Origin of the sequence: Embleya sp. NPDC020886 (assembly GCF_044333915.1) — a bacterium.
GTDB lineage: Bacteria > Actinomycetota > Actinomycetes > Streptomycetales > Streptomycetaceae > Embleya.
Window position 1 is genome coordinate 1 of the sequence record NZ_JBIRRX010000022.1, and the last position, 16,606, is coordinate 16,606.

The window sequence follows — 16,606 nt, forward strand, 5'->3', positions numbered from 1 at the left end:
TCCAAGGTCGACGGTGCGATCAACCTGCACGAACTGACCGCCGGCCACGACCTCTCCGCCTTCGTACTCTTCTCCTCCATCGCCGGTGTGCTCGGTGGACCGGCCCAGGCCAACTACGCGGCGGCGAACGCCTTCCTGGATGCACTCGCGACCCACCGGCAGGCCGTCGGCCGGTCGGGTACCTCGCTGGCCTGGGGGTTGTGGGGACAGGCCACCGGGATGACCGGCCATCTCGGTCGGGAGGACCTGAACCGGATGGCGCGCGGCGGGATCCTGCCCTTCTCCGCCGATCTCGGCCTGCGGCTCTTCGACGCCGGCCGGGCGCTGCCGCACGCGCTGCTGGTGCCGCTGCGGCTGGATTCGGCCGCGCTGCGCACCCTCGCCGGGACGGGCGCCCTGCCGGGCGTGTTCGGCGGCCTGGTGCGCGGCCCGGCCCGACGGGTCGCGGTGGGCGAAGGGGACCCGGACGGGTCGGCCTGGCAGCGGCGTATCGCGGCCCTGGGCCCGGTCGAGCGCACACGGGTGTTGCTGGAACTGGTCCGTACGCACGTCGCCGCGGTGCTCGGCCACGGCGACCCGACGGCCGTCGCCGCCGATCGTGGGTTCAAGGACCTCGGCTTCGACTCGTTGACCGCGGTCGAGCTGCGCAATCGGCTCACTGCCGACACCGGGCTGCGACTGCCCGCCACCCTGGTCTTCGACCACCCCACGCCGGCCGTGCTGGCTCGGCATCTCGGTACCGAACTGCCCGGCGCGCAGCCGGTCGTGGTCGCTGCGGCGAACCCGACGCCGGCGGCCGGCGCCGACGACCCGATCGCGATCGTCGGCATGGCCTGCCGCTTCCCCGGGGACGTGCGCTCCGCCGACGACCTGTGGCGCCTGGTCGCGCGGGGCGGGGACGCGATCTCCGAATTCCCCGCCAACCGCGGCTGGGACCTGGCCGGCCTGTTCCACTCGAACCCCGAGCATCCGGGGACCAGTTACGCCCGGGCCGGCGGCTTCCTGCACGACGCGGACCGGTTCGACGCCGAACTGTTCGGCATCAACCACCGCGAGGCGCTCGCGATGGACCCGCAACAACGACTGCTGTTGGAGACGTCCTGGGAAGCCCTCGAACACGCCGGCCTCGCGCCCGACGCCCTCGGCGGCAGCCGGACCGGGGTGTACACGGGACTGGTCGCGCAGGGCTACGCGGGCAGGCTGGACCGCGCCCCGGAGGAACTGGAGGGCTATCTGGGCACGGGCAACACGCCGAGTGTCGGCTCCGGCCGGGTCGCCTACAGCTTCGGGTTCGAGGGGCCGGCGGTCACCGTCGACACCGCGTGCTCCTCGTCGCTCGTCGCCCTGCACCTGGCGGTGCAGGCGTTGCGTGCCGGGGAATGCACGATGGCCCTGGCCGGCGGGGTGACCGTGATGTCGGAACCGGGACTGTTCGTCGAGTTCAGTCGGCAGCGCGGCCTGGCCGCGGACGGCCGTTGCAAGGCGTTCTCGGCGGAGGCCGACGGCTTCGGTCCGGCCGAGGGCGTCGGGGTCCTGGTGGTCGAACGCCTGTCCGACGCCGTACGCAACGGCCGACGGGTCCTCGCCGTGGTCCGCGGCTCCGCGGTGAATCAGGACGGTGCGAGCAACGGGCTGACCGCGCCGAACGGCCCCTCGCAGCAGCGGGTCATCCGTCAGGCGCTGGCGGTTGCCGGCCTGTCGGCCGCCGAGGTCGACGCGGTCGAGGCGCACGGGACGGGCACCGCGCTCGGCGACCCGATCGAGGCGCAGGCGCTGATCGCGACCTACGGTCGGGACCGCGACGCGGAACACCCGGTCCACCTGGGCTCGGTGAAGTCGAACATCGGGCACACCCAGGCCGCTGCGGGTGTGGCGGGTGTGATCAAGATGGTCCAGGCGATGCGCGAGGGCGTGTTGCCGCCGACCCTGCACGCGGCGGATCCGACCCCGCACGTGGACTGGGCGGCGGGCTCGGTACGACTGCTCACCGACGCCACGCCGTGGCCCGTGACCGGGCATCCGCGCCGGGCGGCGGTCTCCTCGTTCGGCATCAGTGGCACCAATGCGCACGTCGTCCTGGAACAGGCCCCCGCCCCCGAGCACTCCGGGGCCGGGGACCCGCGCTCGCTCTCGGACGGCGCGGCGCCGGCGGCCGAGGTGCCCGGCGCGGTACTGCCGTGGGTGCTCTCCGGTCACACCGCGGAGGCGCTGTACGCACAAGCGCGCAATCTTGCGTCCTTCCTGCGGACACGATCCGACCTCGCGTTGCCGGACGTCGCACACACGCTGGCGACCGCCCGCGCCACGCTGCCCGAACGGGCCGTGTTGGCCGCCGCCGAACCGGCCGAACTCCTGTACGGCCTCCAGGCTCTCGGGCGGGGGGAAAGCGCCCCCGGAGTGGTGACGGGCCCGGCCCGCGCGGAGGGGCGCACGGCCTTGTTGTTCAGTGGGCAGGGGTGCCAGCGGGTCGGCATGGGGCGTGAACTGCACGACGCCTACCCGGTGTTCGCGGAGGCGTTCGACGCGGTGGTGTTCGAGTTGGACCGGCAACTGACGGGTCATGTCGCGCATTCGGTGCGGGATGTGGTGTTCGGCGGGGTCGGTGCCGAGGGTTTGTTGGACGAGACGGTGTTCACGCAGGCCGGGTTGTTCGCGGTGGAGGTGGCGCTGTTCCGGTTGGTGGAGTCGTTGGGTGTGCGGCCGGGGTTTCTGCTGGGGCATTCGATCGGTGAGTTGGCCGCGGCGCATGTGGCGGGGGTGTGGTCGCTGGAGGATGCGGCGGCGGTGGTGGCGGCGCGTGGGCGGTTGATGCAGGCGTTGCCGGCCGGTGGGGCGATGGTGGCGGTGCAGGCGTCCGAGGACGAGGTGCGGGCGGCGCTGGACGGGTCGGCCGCGGTGGGTGTGGCCGCGGTGAACGGGCCGACGTCCGTGGTGCTTTCCGGCGACGAGGAACCGGTGTTGGCGGTGGCGGCCGTCTTCGCGGCGCGGGGGTGCAAGACGCGGCGTCTCACCGTCAGTCATGCGTTCCATTCGTTGCGGATGGACGGCATGCTCGCCGAGTTCCGGGACGTTCTGGCCGGCGTCTCCTTCGCCGAGCCCACCATCGCGATCGTGAGCAATCGGACCGGGCGGCTCGCCGAGGCCGACGAACTCGCCGACCCGGACTACTGGGTGCGCCAGGTGCGCGAGCCGGTGCGCTTCGCCGACGGAGTCGCCACGCTCGCCGCCCTCGGGGTCACCGCGTTCCTGGAAGCGGGACCCGACGGCGTGCTCACCGCGATGGCTCGGGAGACACTCCCCGCGGCGCCCGACACCGCCGTGGTGCCGATGCAGCGCGCCGAACGGGCGGGGCCGGCCGCGCTCATCGGCGCGCTGGCCGCCGTGCATCAGGCCGGGGTCCCGGTGAACTGGTCGGCCTTCTTCGCCGGTACCGGGGCGCGGACCGTGGACCTGCCCGGCTACGCCTTCCAGCGCCGCCGCTTCTGGCTCGAACCGACCGCTGCCCCGGTCGCCGCCCGGACCGCCGAGTCCGATGCCGACCCGGCGTTCTGGGCCGCCGTCGAGCAGGGCGACGGTGATCGGGTGGCCGATGTGCTCGAACTGGGCGACGAGGCGCGGCGCGGATCGCTCACCGCGTTGTTGCCCGCGTTCGCCTCCTGGCGGCGCACTCGGCGCGAACGCAGCGCGTTGCACGCCTGGAGCTACGAGAGCACGTGGTGCCCGTGGACCCCGGAGGGCGAGCAACGCCTCACCGGTACCTGGCTGTTGATCGGTCGCAACGGGGTCGCCCCGAGCACCGAGGACGACCCGACCACCGAGAATGCCCCGACCGCCGGGGCCGCTCCGACCGGCGAAGCCGAGTCGGACGACGGGCCGGCATCCGCGCGCCGGCGGTGCGCCCGTGCGCTCGTCGAAGCCGGGGCGCGGGTCGAGACGTTGCTCCTGACCGAAGCCGAAGCCGAAGCCGAAGCCGACGCCGACGCGGAACGTGCGGCGTTGGCCGACCGGATCCGTGCGGCCGGCCCGGTCGCCGGCGTGTTGTCGTTGCTCACCGGGCAGCCCGGAGTGCACCCCGAATTCCCGTCGTTGACCCGCTGGTTCGCCGACACCGTGACCGTGGTGCAGGCGCTGGCCGAGGCCGGATGCGGCGCGCCGGCGTGGTGGGTGACCGAGGCGGCCGTGGCCGTCGGCGGCGATCCCGCGCCGGCGGCCGAGGCCGCCCAGGTCTGGGGTTTCGGCCGGGCGGCGGCGCTGGAACTGCCCACGTCATGGGGCGGGTTGGTGGACGTGCCCGCGGACGCCGACGAGCGGGTGTGGTCCCGGTTGGCCCACCTGGTCGCCGCCGGCAGTACGCAGGACCAGGTCGCGCTGCGCACCACCGGAGCCTGGGTGCCCCGGCTGCGCCGCGCGGTGTTCGACCGCTCGGGCCCGGCGGCGGCCTGGGTGCCCGCCGGTACCGTCCTGATCACCGGCGGCACCGGCGGGCTGGGCGCCCAGGTGGCCCGCTGGGCCGCCGCGCAGGGCGCCGAACACCTGGTGTTGACCGGGCGCCGCGGCCCGCAGGCCCCGGGCGCCGGCGAACTCGCCGACGAACTCACCGCCCTCGGGGCGCGGGTCACCGTCGCCGCCTGCGATGTCGCCGACCGCGACGCGCTCGCCCGACTGGTGGCCGACGTCGAGGCGGACGGCCCGGCGATCCGGGCCGTGGTGCACACCGCCGGGATCGGCCAGGCCGCGACCGTCGCCGAGACCGACCTCGCCGCCTGCGCCCGGATCACCGAGGGCAAGGTGCTCGGCGCCGCGCACCTGGACACGCTGTTCGGCGACCGCGAACTCGACGCGTTCGTGCTGTTCTCCTCGATCGCGGGCGTGTGGGGCAGCGGAGCCCAGGGGGCCTACGCGGCGGGCAACGCGCAGTTGGACGCGCTCGCCCGCCGGCGTCGCTCCCGGGGCCTCGCCGCGACGGCGGTCGCCTGGGGCCCGTGGGCGGGTGCCGGGATGGCGGCGGGCGAGAGCGGCGAGCAACTGGCCCGCCGCGGGCTGCGCGCGATGGACCCCGGCACGGCGGTCGCGCTGATGGCCCACGCCGTCGCCCGGCCCGAGGCCGGCACCGTGCTCGCGGACGTGGACTGGCCGCACTTCCTGCGCCGCTTCACCGCGTTGCGTCCCAGCGCGCTGCTGGGTGACCTGCCGGAGGCCCGTGCGTATGCGGCCGACCAGGACCGGGAGCGGGACCGGGGCGACGCCGCGGCCGGGCCGGCCGGTGAATCGGAGTTGGCCCGGCGGCTGGCCGACGCCGGCCCCGGGGAGCGCGAACACATCCTGCTCGACCTGGTCCGGGTCGAGGCCGCCGCCGTGCTCGCCCTGCCCGTCGGTGAACTGCCCTCCGGTGACCGGGCCTTCCGCGACCTCGGCTTCGACTCGCTGACCGCCGTCGAGCTGCGCGACCGACTGACGCTGCGCAGCGGACTGGAACTGCCCAGCACGCTGATCTTCGACTACCCCACGCCGACCGCCCTGGCCGGCTTCCTGCTCGACGAACTCGCGGGCGCACGGCCCACCGGCGTCGATCCCGTGCTCGGCACGGCCCTCGACGACGACCCGATCGCGATCATCGCGATGGCGTGCCGCTACCCCGGCGGGGTCGGCGGCGCCGAGGACCTGTGGCGACTGGTCGCCGAAGGCGTGGACGCCGTCACGGACTTCCCGACCGACCGCGGCTGGGACCTCGACGCCCTGTACCACCCCGATCCCGAACACCCGGGCACCAGCTATGCGCGCGAGGGCGGATTCCTGCCCGGTGCCGCCGAGTTCGACGCGGCGCTGTTCGGCATCTCGCCGCGCGAGGCGCTGGCGATGGATCCGCAGCAGCGGCTGCTCCTGGAGACGTCCTGGGAAACGTTCGAGAACGCCGGCATCGATCCGACGTCGGTCAAGGGCAGCCCGGTCGGCGTCTTCGTCGGAGGCGCGGCCTGCGGCTACGGCGCCGGCGCCGGGGACCTCCCGGAGGGCGTGGAGGGATACGCCCTCACCGGCAGCGTCAGCAGCGTGATCTCCGGCCGGGTCGCCTACGCCTTCGGCCTGGAGGGCCCCGCGCTCACCGTCGACACGGCGTGCTCCTCGTCGTTGGTCGCCCTGCACCTGGCCGGCCGCGCGTTGCAGCGTGGCGAGTGCACGATGGCGCTGGCCGGTGGCGTGACCGTGATGGCCACCCCGACCGGATTCGTGGAGTTCAGCCGGCAGCGCGGGCTGTCGGCGGACGGCCGCTGCAAGGCGTTCGCCGCCGCTGCGGACGGCACCGGATGGTCCGAGGGAGTCGGCCTGTTGCTGGTCGAACGGCTCTCCGACGCCGAACGCAACGGGCATCGGGTGCTCGCCGTCGTGCGCGGCAGCGCGGTGAACCAGGACGGTGCCAGCAACGGCCTGACCGCGCCCAACGGCCCCTCCCAACAGCGGGTCATCCGACAGGCGCTGGCCGACGCCCGGCTCACCGCCCGCGACGTGGACGCGGTCGAGGCACACGGGACCGGGACCGCGCTGGGCGACCCGATCGAGGCGCAGGCGCTGCTCGCCACCTACGGCCGCGAGCGACCGGAGGACGTGCCGCTCTACCTGGGCTCGGTCAAGTCCAACATCGGCCACACCACGGCCGCGGCGGGTGTCGCGGGGGTGATCAAGATGGTGATGGCGATGCGCGAGGGGGTGCTGCCCGCCACCCTGCACGTGGACGAGCCGACCCCGCATGTCGACTGGTCGGCCGGCACCGTGGAGTTGCTGACCGCGCGGCGGGCCTGGCCCGAGCTGGGTCGGCCGCGCCGCGCGGCCGTCTCGGCCTTCGGCATCAGCGGGACCAACGCGCACGTGGTGCTCGAACAACCGCCCGCCGCACCGGTGGCGGCGGACGACCTCCGCACCGCCGGCGGCCCCGCCGGCACCCTGCCCGTCCTGTTGTCCGGGCACTCCGAACGGGCCTTGCGCAACCAGGCCGCGCGGCTCGCCGAGCACGTCCGGGCGCTGCCCGAACCGGACCCGGCCGGGCCGGCGACGCCCGACACCGCGCTGCTCGACCTGGCCTACTCGTCGGTCGTCTCCCGGGCCGGACTGGAACACCGGGCCGTGGTCACCGCGGCCGACCGGGAGGGGTTGCTCACCGCCCTTGTGGGGTTGGCGGCGGGGGGCTCTGGGGTCGACGCGGTCGTGGGCCTGGCACAGTCTGGAGCCCGTCCGGTGTTCGTCTTTCCCGGTCAGGGTTCGCAGTGGGCCGCGATGGCCGGCGGGCTGCTCACGACGTCACCCACGTTCGCCGCGCGGATCCGGGCGTGCGAGGAGGCGCTTGCGCCGTTCACCGACTGGTCGTTGACCTCGGTCCTGAACTCTGAGTCGGACGCGTGGCTGGAGCGGGTCGAGGTGGTGCAACCGGTGTTGTGGGCGGTGATGGTCTCGCTGGCCCAGTTGTGGCGTTCGTACGGGGTGCGGCCCGCCGCGGTGGTGGGGCATTCCCAGGGCGAGATCGCCGCGGCGTGTGTCGCGGGCGCGCTCTCGCTGGAGGACGGCGCGCGGATCGTCGCGCTGCGCAGCAAGGCCATCCTGGACCTGTCCGGCAAGGGCGGCATGGCCTCGGTGGCCCTGTCCCCGGCGGAGGCGGCCGAGTTGACCGCGCCGTTCGGCGACCGCATATCGCTCGCGGCCGTCAACGCCCCGCACTCGGTGACCCTCTCCGGCGACCCCGACGCGTTGGCCGAACTGCTGGAGCGCTGCACGGCCCAGGACATCTGGGCGCGCCGCGTCCCGGTCGACTACGCCTCGCACTCCGCGCAGGTCGAGACCATCCGCGAGCCGCTGCTCGCCGCCCTGGCCGGCCTGGAGCCGCGCGCCGCGAGCATTCCCTTCTACTCGTCGGTCACCGGCGGCCTGTTGGAGACCACGGCCCTGGACGCCGACTACTGGTACGACAACCTGCGGCAGACCGTGCGCTTCGACGAGGCCGTCCGGGCGCTGCTGGACCAGGGCCACGACGCCTTCATCGAGACCAGCGCCCACCCGGTGCTGACCACCGGCATCCTGGAGATCGTCGAGTCGGCCGGATCGCGGGCCGCGGTGCTGGACACGCTGCGTCGGGGCGAGGGCGGCCCCGAGCGCTTCACCGGCGCGCTGGCCCGGGCGTACGCGCACGGTGTCGGCGTCGACTGGCGGATCGCGTTCGCCGACCACGAGCCCCGGTTGACCGACCTGCCCGGCTACGCCTTCCAGCGCGAGCGGTATTGGCTGCAGGGCACCCCCGGCGGGGCGGCCGACGCGCAGGGCCTGGGGCTGATCCCCACCGGCCACCCGCTCCTGGGCGCGGCGGTCGACCTCGCCGACGCGGCCGGGATCGTGCTCACCGGGCGCATCGGTCGGCGCACCCACCCGGGGCTGGCCGAGTACACCTCCCCGGACACGGCGCTGTTGCCCGGCGCGGTGTTCCTCGAACTCGCCCTGCACGCGGGCCGGCTCACCGGCCTCGGCACGGTCGAGGAACTGACCCTGCAGGCACCGCTGTCGTTGCCCGAGCGCGGCGGCGTGCAGATCCAGGTGTCGGTGGGCGCCGCGCGACCCGACGGCCGCCACCCGGTGGCCGTGCACTCCGGCCCGGACGACCCCGAGGCCGGCGGCTCCTGGACCCGGCACGCCGACGGCCTGCTCGCGCCGGTCGTCGAGGACCCGGACGACGGGCCGGACTTCGAGGACGACCTGGTCGTCTGGCCCCCGACCGGGGCGGAACCCGTGACCGTGCCGCCCCCGGGCCCGGCCGACTCCGCCGATCCCGGCCACGAAGTACTGCGCGGGGTATGGAAGTCCGGCGCGACCGTGTACGCCGAGGTCGCGCTGCCCGCGGACCGGCGGCAGAGCTCCGGCGGCTACGGGCTGCACCCGACACTGTTGACGGCGGCCCTGCGGGCGGTCGGCGCGGCGGCGACCGGGGAGGCCGAGGTCGCCGGGGAGATCCGAATGCCGTTCGCCTGGTCCGGGGCCGCGGTGCACACGCCCGGGGCGACCTCGCTGCGGGTGCGCCTGACGGCCGACGACGACACACCCGACACCCTTTCCCTGGTCGCCGCGACCGCGACCGGCGCCGCCGCCTTCACGGTGCGTTCGCTCGCGCTGCGCGCCGTCTCGGCGGAACAACTTCGCGCCGCGCTCACCGAGGTCGAATCCCCGGCCGCCGGGCCCGGATCGGTACCGCTGCTGCGGCTCGGCCCGGCCCGCCCGGCCGAGGACGGCGCGGGGACGGAGACCGAGAGCACCGCCGAGAGCGCCGCGCTGCTGCGCCGACTGGCCGCCCTGGGTGACCAGGACCGTCGGCGGGTGCTGAGCGATCTGGTGGTCGAGCACGTCGCGGCCGTCCTGGGCCATGCCGCCGGCTCGGTGAGCGCCGACAAGCCGCTGCGCGACCTGGGTCTGGACTCGATGGCCGCGGTCGAACTGCGCAGTCGGCTCGGCGCGACCCTGGGCCTGCGGTTGCCGGTGACCCTCGTGTTCAGCCACCCCACCCCGGCGGCCCTGGCCGCCCACCTCGACACCGAACTCGGGCCGAACACGGCAACCGAGGCCGGTCCGGCGCCGGTTGCCTTCGGCCGACTGGAGAACGCCCTGTCCCGACTGCCGGCCGACCGGGAGACCAGAGCCGCCGTCGCCCGGCGGCTGGAGACGCTGCTGTGGAAGTGGCGCGATGCGGCCGAGTCCGGCGCGCCGGAGCCCGCCCTGGGCGGGGAGGCACTCGCCGATTCCTCCGCCGAAGAGATCTTCGACCTGCTCGACCGGGAGCTGGGCACCGCCTGACCCCGCGCTGTTCGTACTGCCTCCGGCTTCCCTGTGCCACCCGGCGAAAGTGGGCTCGCGTGTCGACCAACGAAGAAAAGCTCCTCGACTACCTCAAGAGGGCCACGGCGGACCTCGGCCGGACCCGGCAGCGGTTGCGCGAGGTCGAGGACGCCGCGTACGAACCGATCGCCGTGGTCGGCATGGCCTGCCGCTATCCCGGCGGCGTGCGCACGCCGGAGGAGTTCTGGCAGCTCGTCGCCGACGGCGTCGACGCGCTCGGGGACTTTCCGCGCGACCGCGGCTGGGACGTCGACGGCATCTACGACCCGGACCCCGAGCGGTCCGGCAAGACGTACGCCCGACGCGGCGGCTTCCTCGACGGCGCGGCCGACTTCGACGCCGAACTGTTCGGCGTCAACGCGCGCGAGGCCCTGGCCATGGACCCGCAACAACGGCTGCTCCTGGAAACCTCGTGGGAGGCGTTCGAACGCGCCGGCGTCGACCCGACCTCGCTCAAGGGCAGCCCGATCGGCGTGTTCGCGGGGGCCATCTCCTCGGGCTACGCCGAGCGGCTCACCAGCGTGCCCCAGGAGGTCGAGGGCTACCTCGGCACCGGCAGCATGACCAGCGTCGCCTCCGGGCGGATCGCCTACACCCTGGGTCTGGAGGGGCCGGCCGTCACGATCGACACAGCCTGCTCCTCCTCGCTCGTCGCGATCCACCTGGCCGCCCAGGCGCTGCGTCGGGGCGAGTGCACGATGGCGCTGGCCGGCGGGGTGACCGTGATGTCGACGCCGGGCATCTTCATCGAGTTCAGCCGCCAGCGCGGGCTGGCCCCGGACGGGCGCTGCAAGGCGTTCGCCGCCGCGGCCGACGGCACCGGCTGGGCCGAGGGCGCGGGCGTGCTGCTGTTGGAGCGGCTCGGCGACGCCCTGGCCGCCGGCCGCCCGGTGCTCGCCGTCGTCCGGGGCAGCGCGGTCAACCAGGACGGCGCCAGCAACGGCCTGACCGCGCCCAACGATCGTGCCCAGGAACGGGTGATCCGCCAGGCCCTGGACTCCGCGCGGCTGAGCGCCGCGGACGTCGACGCGGTCGAGGCGCACGGCACCGGCACCACCCTCGGCGATCCGATCGAGGCCCAGGCCCTGTTGGCCACCTACGGCCGGGACCGGCCCGCCGGGCAACCGCTGCGACTGGGCGCGGTCAAGTCGAACATCGGCCACACCGGTGCGGCGGCCGGCGTCGCCGGGGTGATCAAGATGATCGAGGCGATGCGGCACGAGGTATTGCCGCGGACGCTGCACGTGGACGAGCCGACACCGCACGTCGACTGGTCCGGCGGAGGAGTGGAACTGCTCACCCGCTCCGGCCCGTGGCCGCGCAACGGCCGGCCGCGCCGGGCCGGGATCTCCTCCTTCGGGGTGAGCGGCACCAACGCCCACGTGATCGTCGAGGAGGCACCCCGGCCCGCGCCGGCGGCCGATGCGAGCACCGCGGCCGACGGTGCGCCGTCGACGACCGCCGCCGCCCCGCCCGCCCTGCCCTGGGTGCTCGGGGCGCGCACCGACGAGGCGTTGCGCGACCAGGCCGCCCGGCTCGCCGCGCACCTGCGGGACCGGCCCGACTTCCGACCCGCCGACGTCGGCTACTCGCTGGCCACTTCGCGCGCCGCGCTGGACTCGCGCGCGGTCGTGGTCGGCACCGATCCACAGGACCTGCTCGCCGGGCTCGACGCCCTGGCGCTCGGCGAGGACACCGCGCACGCCGTGCGCGGCCGGGCTCTCCAGGGCGCCCGGACGGCCTTCCTGTTCACCGGACAGGGCAGCCAGCGCCCCGGCATGGGTCGGGAACTGTACGCGGCCTGGCCGGTCTTCGCCGAAGCCTTCGACGCCGTGACCGCCGAACTCGACGCCCGCCTGGCCGGCCACGTCGATCGCCCGTTGGCCGAGGTCGTGCTCACCGCCGACGACCCCGGCACCGAGGAATCGCTGGGGCGGACCGTCTACGCGCAGACCGGCCTGTTCGCGCTTCAGGTCGCCCTGTTCCGCCTGTACGAGTCCTGGGGGGTGCACCCCGACCTGCTGCTCGGTCACTCGATCGGCGAACTGAGCGCCGCACACCTCGCCGGCGTGTGGTCGCTGCCCGACGCGGCGACCGTGGTCGCGGCCCGGGCCACCCTGATGCAGGAACTCCCCACCGAGGGCCTGATGATCGCGGTCGCCGCGAGCGAGGAGGAGGTACGTGCCGCGATCGCCGAACACGGCGCCGGCGTCGACCTCGCGGCGGTCAACGGCCCGGCCGCCGCGGTGCTCTCCGGCGCGGCCGAGCCGGTGCAGGCGCTCGCCCGACACTTCGCCGACCAGGGCCGCAAGACCCGGCGGCTGCACACCAGCCACGCCTTCCACAGCGCGGACATGGACGGCATGCTCGACCGGTTCCGCGCGGTGGTCGCCGGCGTCGCCGCCTCGCCCGCCCGGGTCCCGGTGATCTCCAACCTGACCGGCCGCCCGATCGAGGCGGCGGAGTTCGGCAGCGCCGACTACTGGGCCCGACACGTGCGCGAGACGGTGCGATTCGCCGACGGCGTCGGCGCGCTCGCGGACGCGGGCGCCACGGCCCTGATCGAACTGGGCCCCGACGGTGTGCTGACCGCCCTCGCCCGGGACTGCCTGGCCGCCCGGCGCCCGGCCGCGACCGCGGTGTGTGTGCCCGCGCTGCGCCGCGGCCGGCCGGAGTCGGCCGCCGCGGTGCACGCCCTGGGCGCGATCCACCTGTCCGGCGGCCGGATCGACGGCGAGCGTTTCTTCGCCGGCACCGGCGCCCGGCGCGTCGACCTGCCCACCTACGCCTTCCAGCGCCGGCGCTACTGGCTCGACGACGGTGCGCCGGCGCCCGACGCGGCCGGCCTCGGGCTCGCCGCCACCGGCCACCCGCTGCTCGGCGCCGAGCTGCGCCTCGCGGGCGGCGGCGGCCTGGTGCTCACCGGACGGCTGTCCCTGCGCACCCATCCGTGGCTGGCCGACCACGCGGTGGGCGGCACCGTGCTCTTCCCCGGCACCGCGTTCGTGGAGGTCGCGGTCCAGGCCGGCGACCGCGCGGGTTGCCCGCACCTGGCCGAACTCATGCTGGAGGCACCGCTCGCCATCCCCGCGGACACCGCGGTGCAACTCCAGGTCACGGTCGGCCCGGCCGAGGAGGACGGCCGCCGCCGGGTGGAGGTGTACTCCCGACCCGAGGACGCGGCGGACCCCGAGCCGGGCGCGCGGGACGACGACCCCGAGTGGTTCCGGCACGCGGCCGGCGTGCTCACCCCCGACACCGACAACGACGCCGATCCCGCACCCGATCCCTCGGCGGCCTGGCCGCCGCCCGGAGCCGAACCGGTCGACGTGGGCGACTTCTACGCGGACCTCGCGGCCGGTGGATTCGGCTACGGCCCGACCTTCCGGGGCCTGCGCGCCGCCTGGCGGCTGGCCGGGTCGGTCTGCGCCGAGGTGGCCCTGCCCGACGAACACGGCGCCGACGCCGCGGACTTCCTGGTCCACCCCGCACTCTTCGACGCCGCCCTGCACGCCAGCGGCCTGACCGGGCTCGGTCAGGACACCGGGCAGGCGCGGCTGGTGTTCTCCTGGAGCGGGGTGCGGGTGCACGCCGTCGGTGCCCGGGCGCTGCGGGTACGGATGTCGGTCACCGGCCCGGACACGGTCGAACTGGTCGCCGCCGACGGCTCGGGCAACCCGGTGCTCTCGGTCCGCGAACTGGTGATGCGGCCGGCCGGGCCCGCGGACGCGGCCGGCGACGGCTCGCTGTTCCGGCTCGACTGGGTCGCGCCGACGCCGTCCGAGCAGCCCGTGGCGCCGGTCACCGACCCGTGGGCGATCCTCGGTCCCGACCCCTTCGACCTGATCGCCGGGCTGACGCAGGCCGGCATCACCGCGAGCGAGTATCCCGACGTCGCCTCGCTCGCCGAGGAGTCGCCGGCGCCCGACGTGGTGCTGCTCCCGCTCGCCCCGGTGGCCGCGGCGGGCCTGCCGACCGCGGCCGGCCGAGCCGTCGACCGCATGTTGCACACCGTCCAGGGCTGGCTCGCGCACTCCGGATGGGACAGCACCCGCCTGGTTGTGCTCACCCGCGGCGCGGTCGCGGCGCACGACGGGGAGAGCGTCACCGACCTGGCCCACGCACCGGTCTGGGGCCTGCTGCGGTCGGTACAGGCCGAGCACCCCGGGCGGTTCCTCCTGGTCGACCTCGACGCCGACCCCCGCTCGCACATCGCACTGCCCGACGCGGTCCGCGCGGCGTTCGCCGCCGGCGAGCCGCAGACGGCCCTGCGCGCCGGCGCCGCGCTGACTCCCAGGATCGTCCGCGCCGACCCCGATCGGCTGCTGCCCGCCGCCCCGGACGGACCCTGGCTGCTGGACACCACCGCGGCGGGCGACCTGGACCGGCTCGCGCCGCTGCCGTACCCGCCTGCCGCCCGCCCGCTCGCGCCGCACGAGATCCGGATCGCGGTCCGCGCCTCCGGCCTCAACTTCCGCGATGTGCTGGTGGGGCTGGGCATGGTGCCCGGGCAGGTCGGCATGGGCACCGAGGGCTCCGGCGTGGTCACCGAGGTCGGCTCGGCCGCGGGCGAATGGCGGCCCGGCGACCGGGTGATGGGGGTGGTGCCCGCCTCGCTCGGTCCGATCGCGGTCGCCGACCATCGATCCGTCGTCCGCATCCCACCGCACCGGACCTTCGCCGAGGCGGCCGGCCTGCCGATCGCCTTCCTGACCGCCTACCGCGCCCTGTTCGACCTCGCCGGGCTCAAGCCGGGCCAGTCGGTACTGATCCACGCGGCGGCCGGCGGCGTGGGCATGGCCGCGGTGCAACTGGCCCGGCACTTCGGGGCCGAGGTGTACGGCACCGCCTCCCCCGGCAAATGGGACACCCTGCGCGAACTGGGCCTGGACGACGCGCATATCGCCTCCTCCCGCTCGCTCGACTTCGAGGACGCGTTCGCGGGGGCGGGCGGTGGTGCCGGCGTGGACGTGGTGCTCAACTCGCTGGCCCGCGACTACGTGGACGCCTCGCTGCGGCTGCTGGCACCCGGTGGCCGACTGATCGAGATCGGCAAGACCGACCTGCGCGACCCCGGCCACACGGCCGTGCTGTACCCGGGGGTGAGCTATCAGCCGTTCGTGGACGCCGACCCCGAGCGCGTCGGCGAGATCCTGACCGAGATCGTCGAACTCGTCGAGAGCGGAGCGCTGCGACCGCTCCCGCTGCGCAGTTGGGACATCCGCGAGGCGGCGCACGCGTACCGGTACATGAGCCAGGCCAAGCACATCGGCAAGATCGTGCTCACCGTGCCCGCCGCACCCGACCCCGACGGCACCGTGCTGATCACCGGCGGCACCGGCGCCCTCGGCGGACTGCTCGCCCGGCACCTGGTCACCGAGCACGGCGCCCGGCACCTGCTGCTCACCAGTCGGGCCGGCGACCAGGCCCCCGGCGCGCTGTCGCTGCGCGAGGAACTGACCGAACTGGGCGCCCGGCACGTGGAGATCGTCGCCTGCGACGTCGCCGACCGGGCACAACTGGCCGAAGTGCTGGCCCGGGTGCCCGCGGCCCACCCGCTGACCGCGGTGGTGCACGCCGCGGGCGTGGTCGAGGACGGCGTCATCACGTCGCTGACCGGCGATCGGCTCCGCCGGGTGCTGCGCCCCAAGATCGACGGCGCGATGAACCTGCACCGGTTGACCGCCGACGCCGACCTGGCCCTGTTCGCGCTGTACTCCTCGGCGGCCGGGGTGCTCGGCGGCGCGGGGCAGAGCGGCTACGCGGCGGCCAACACCTTCCTCGACGCGCTCGCCCAGCACCGCCGGGCGGCCGGCCTGCCCGCGACCTCGCTCGCGTGGGGGCTGTGGGACCAGGCGAGCGAGATCACCGGCGGCCTGGACCGGACCGACCGGGCCCGGGTCGCGCGCTCGGGCATGTTGCCGCTGACCGCGACCCAGGGCCTGGCCCTGTTCGACGCCGCCGCCGCGCTGCCGCACCCGCTGATCCTGCCGGTCCGCGTCGACGGCGCGGCCCTGCGTCGGGACGCCGGGGCCGCCGCCGTGCCCGCGGCGATGCGCGGCCTGGTCCGCGGCCCCGGGCGGCGGACCGCCCAGGCCGCCGCCCGGCCCGAGCCCGCCGTCGACCTGGTCCGCCGGCTGGCCGCGCTGGCCGAGGAGGACCAGCGCCGGCTGCTGGTCGACCTGGTCTGCGGCCACGCGGGCACCGTGCTCGCCCTGGGCGGCGCCGGCGCGGTGGATCCGCAACGCGGCTTCACCGAGATCGGCTTCGACTCGCTGACCGCCGTCGAACTGCGCAACCGGCTCGACGCCGCCACCGACCTGCGGCTGCCCGCCACCCTCGTCTTCGACTATCCGACCCCGGCCGACCTCGCCGACCACCTGTTCGAGGAACTCGTCCCCGACACGGCCGCCGCGGCGGTGCCCGCGGTGCTCGACGAACTCGACCGCCTGGAGGCCCGGCTCGCCGGGGTACGGGCGGACGAGTACGACCGGGCCGCGATCTCGACCCGGATCGACCGGATCCTGACCGGCTGGCGCAACGCGAAGATGCCGGCCGCCGATGCGCCGGAGACCGCCGCGGAGCAGCTCAAGGAGGCGAGCACGGACGAGGTGCTCGACTTCATCGACCGCGAACTCGGCCTGGCGTAACCCGCGTTCGCCCCACCTCGCCGAGTCCAGGAAGGACCACCACGATGCCGGACAGCGACACGCCGGAGAACCACAAGCTGGTCGGCTACCTCAAG

At 75.1% G+C, this 16,606-nt stretch carries 1 protein-coding gene and 1 pseudogene; both read left to right on the forward strand.

The window, feature by feature from the left end; genetic code table 11:
- A partial coding sequence (locus ACH4U8_RS42195; protein WP_395783645.1) for a type I polyketide synthase occupies positions 1-9,819 on the forward strand: 9,819 nt, incomplete at its 5' end.
- 104 nt (positions 9,820-9,923) lie between these two features.
- A pseudogene (locus tag ACH4U8_RS42200) lies at positions 9,924-16,511 on the forward strand (SDR family NAD(P)-dependent oxidoreductase); the annotation flags it as partial.
- Positions 16,512-16,606 lie beyond the last annotated feature (95 nt).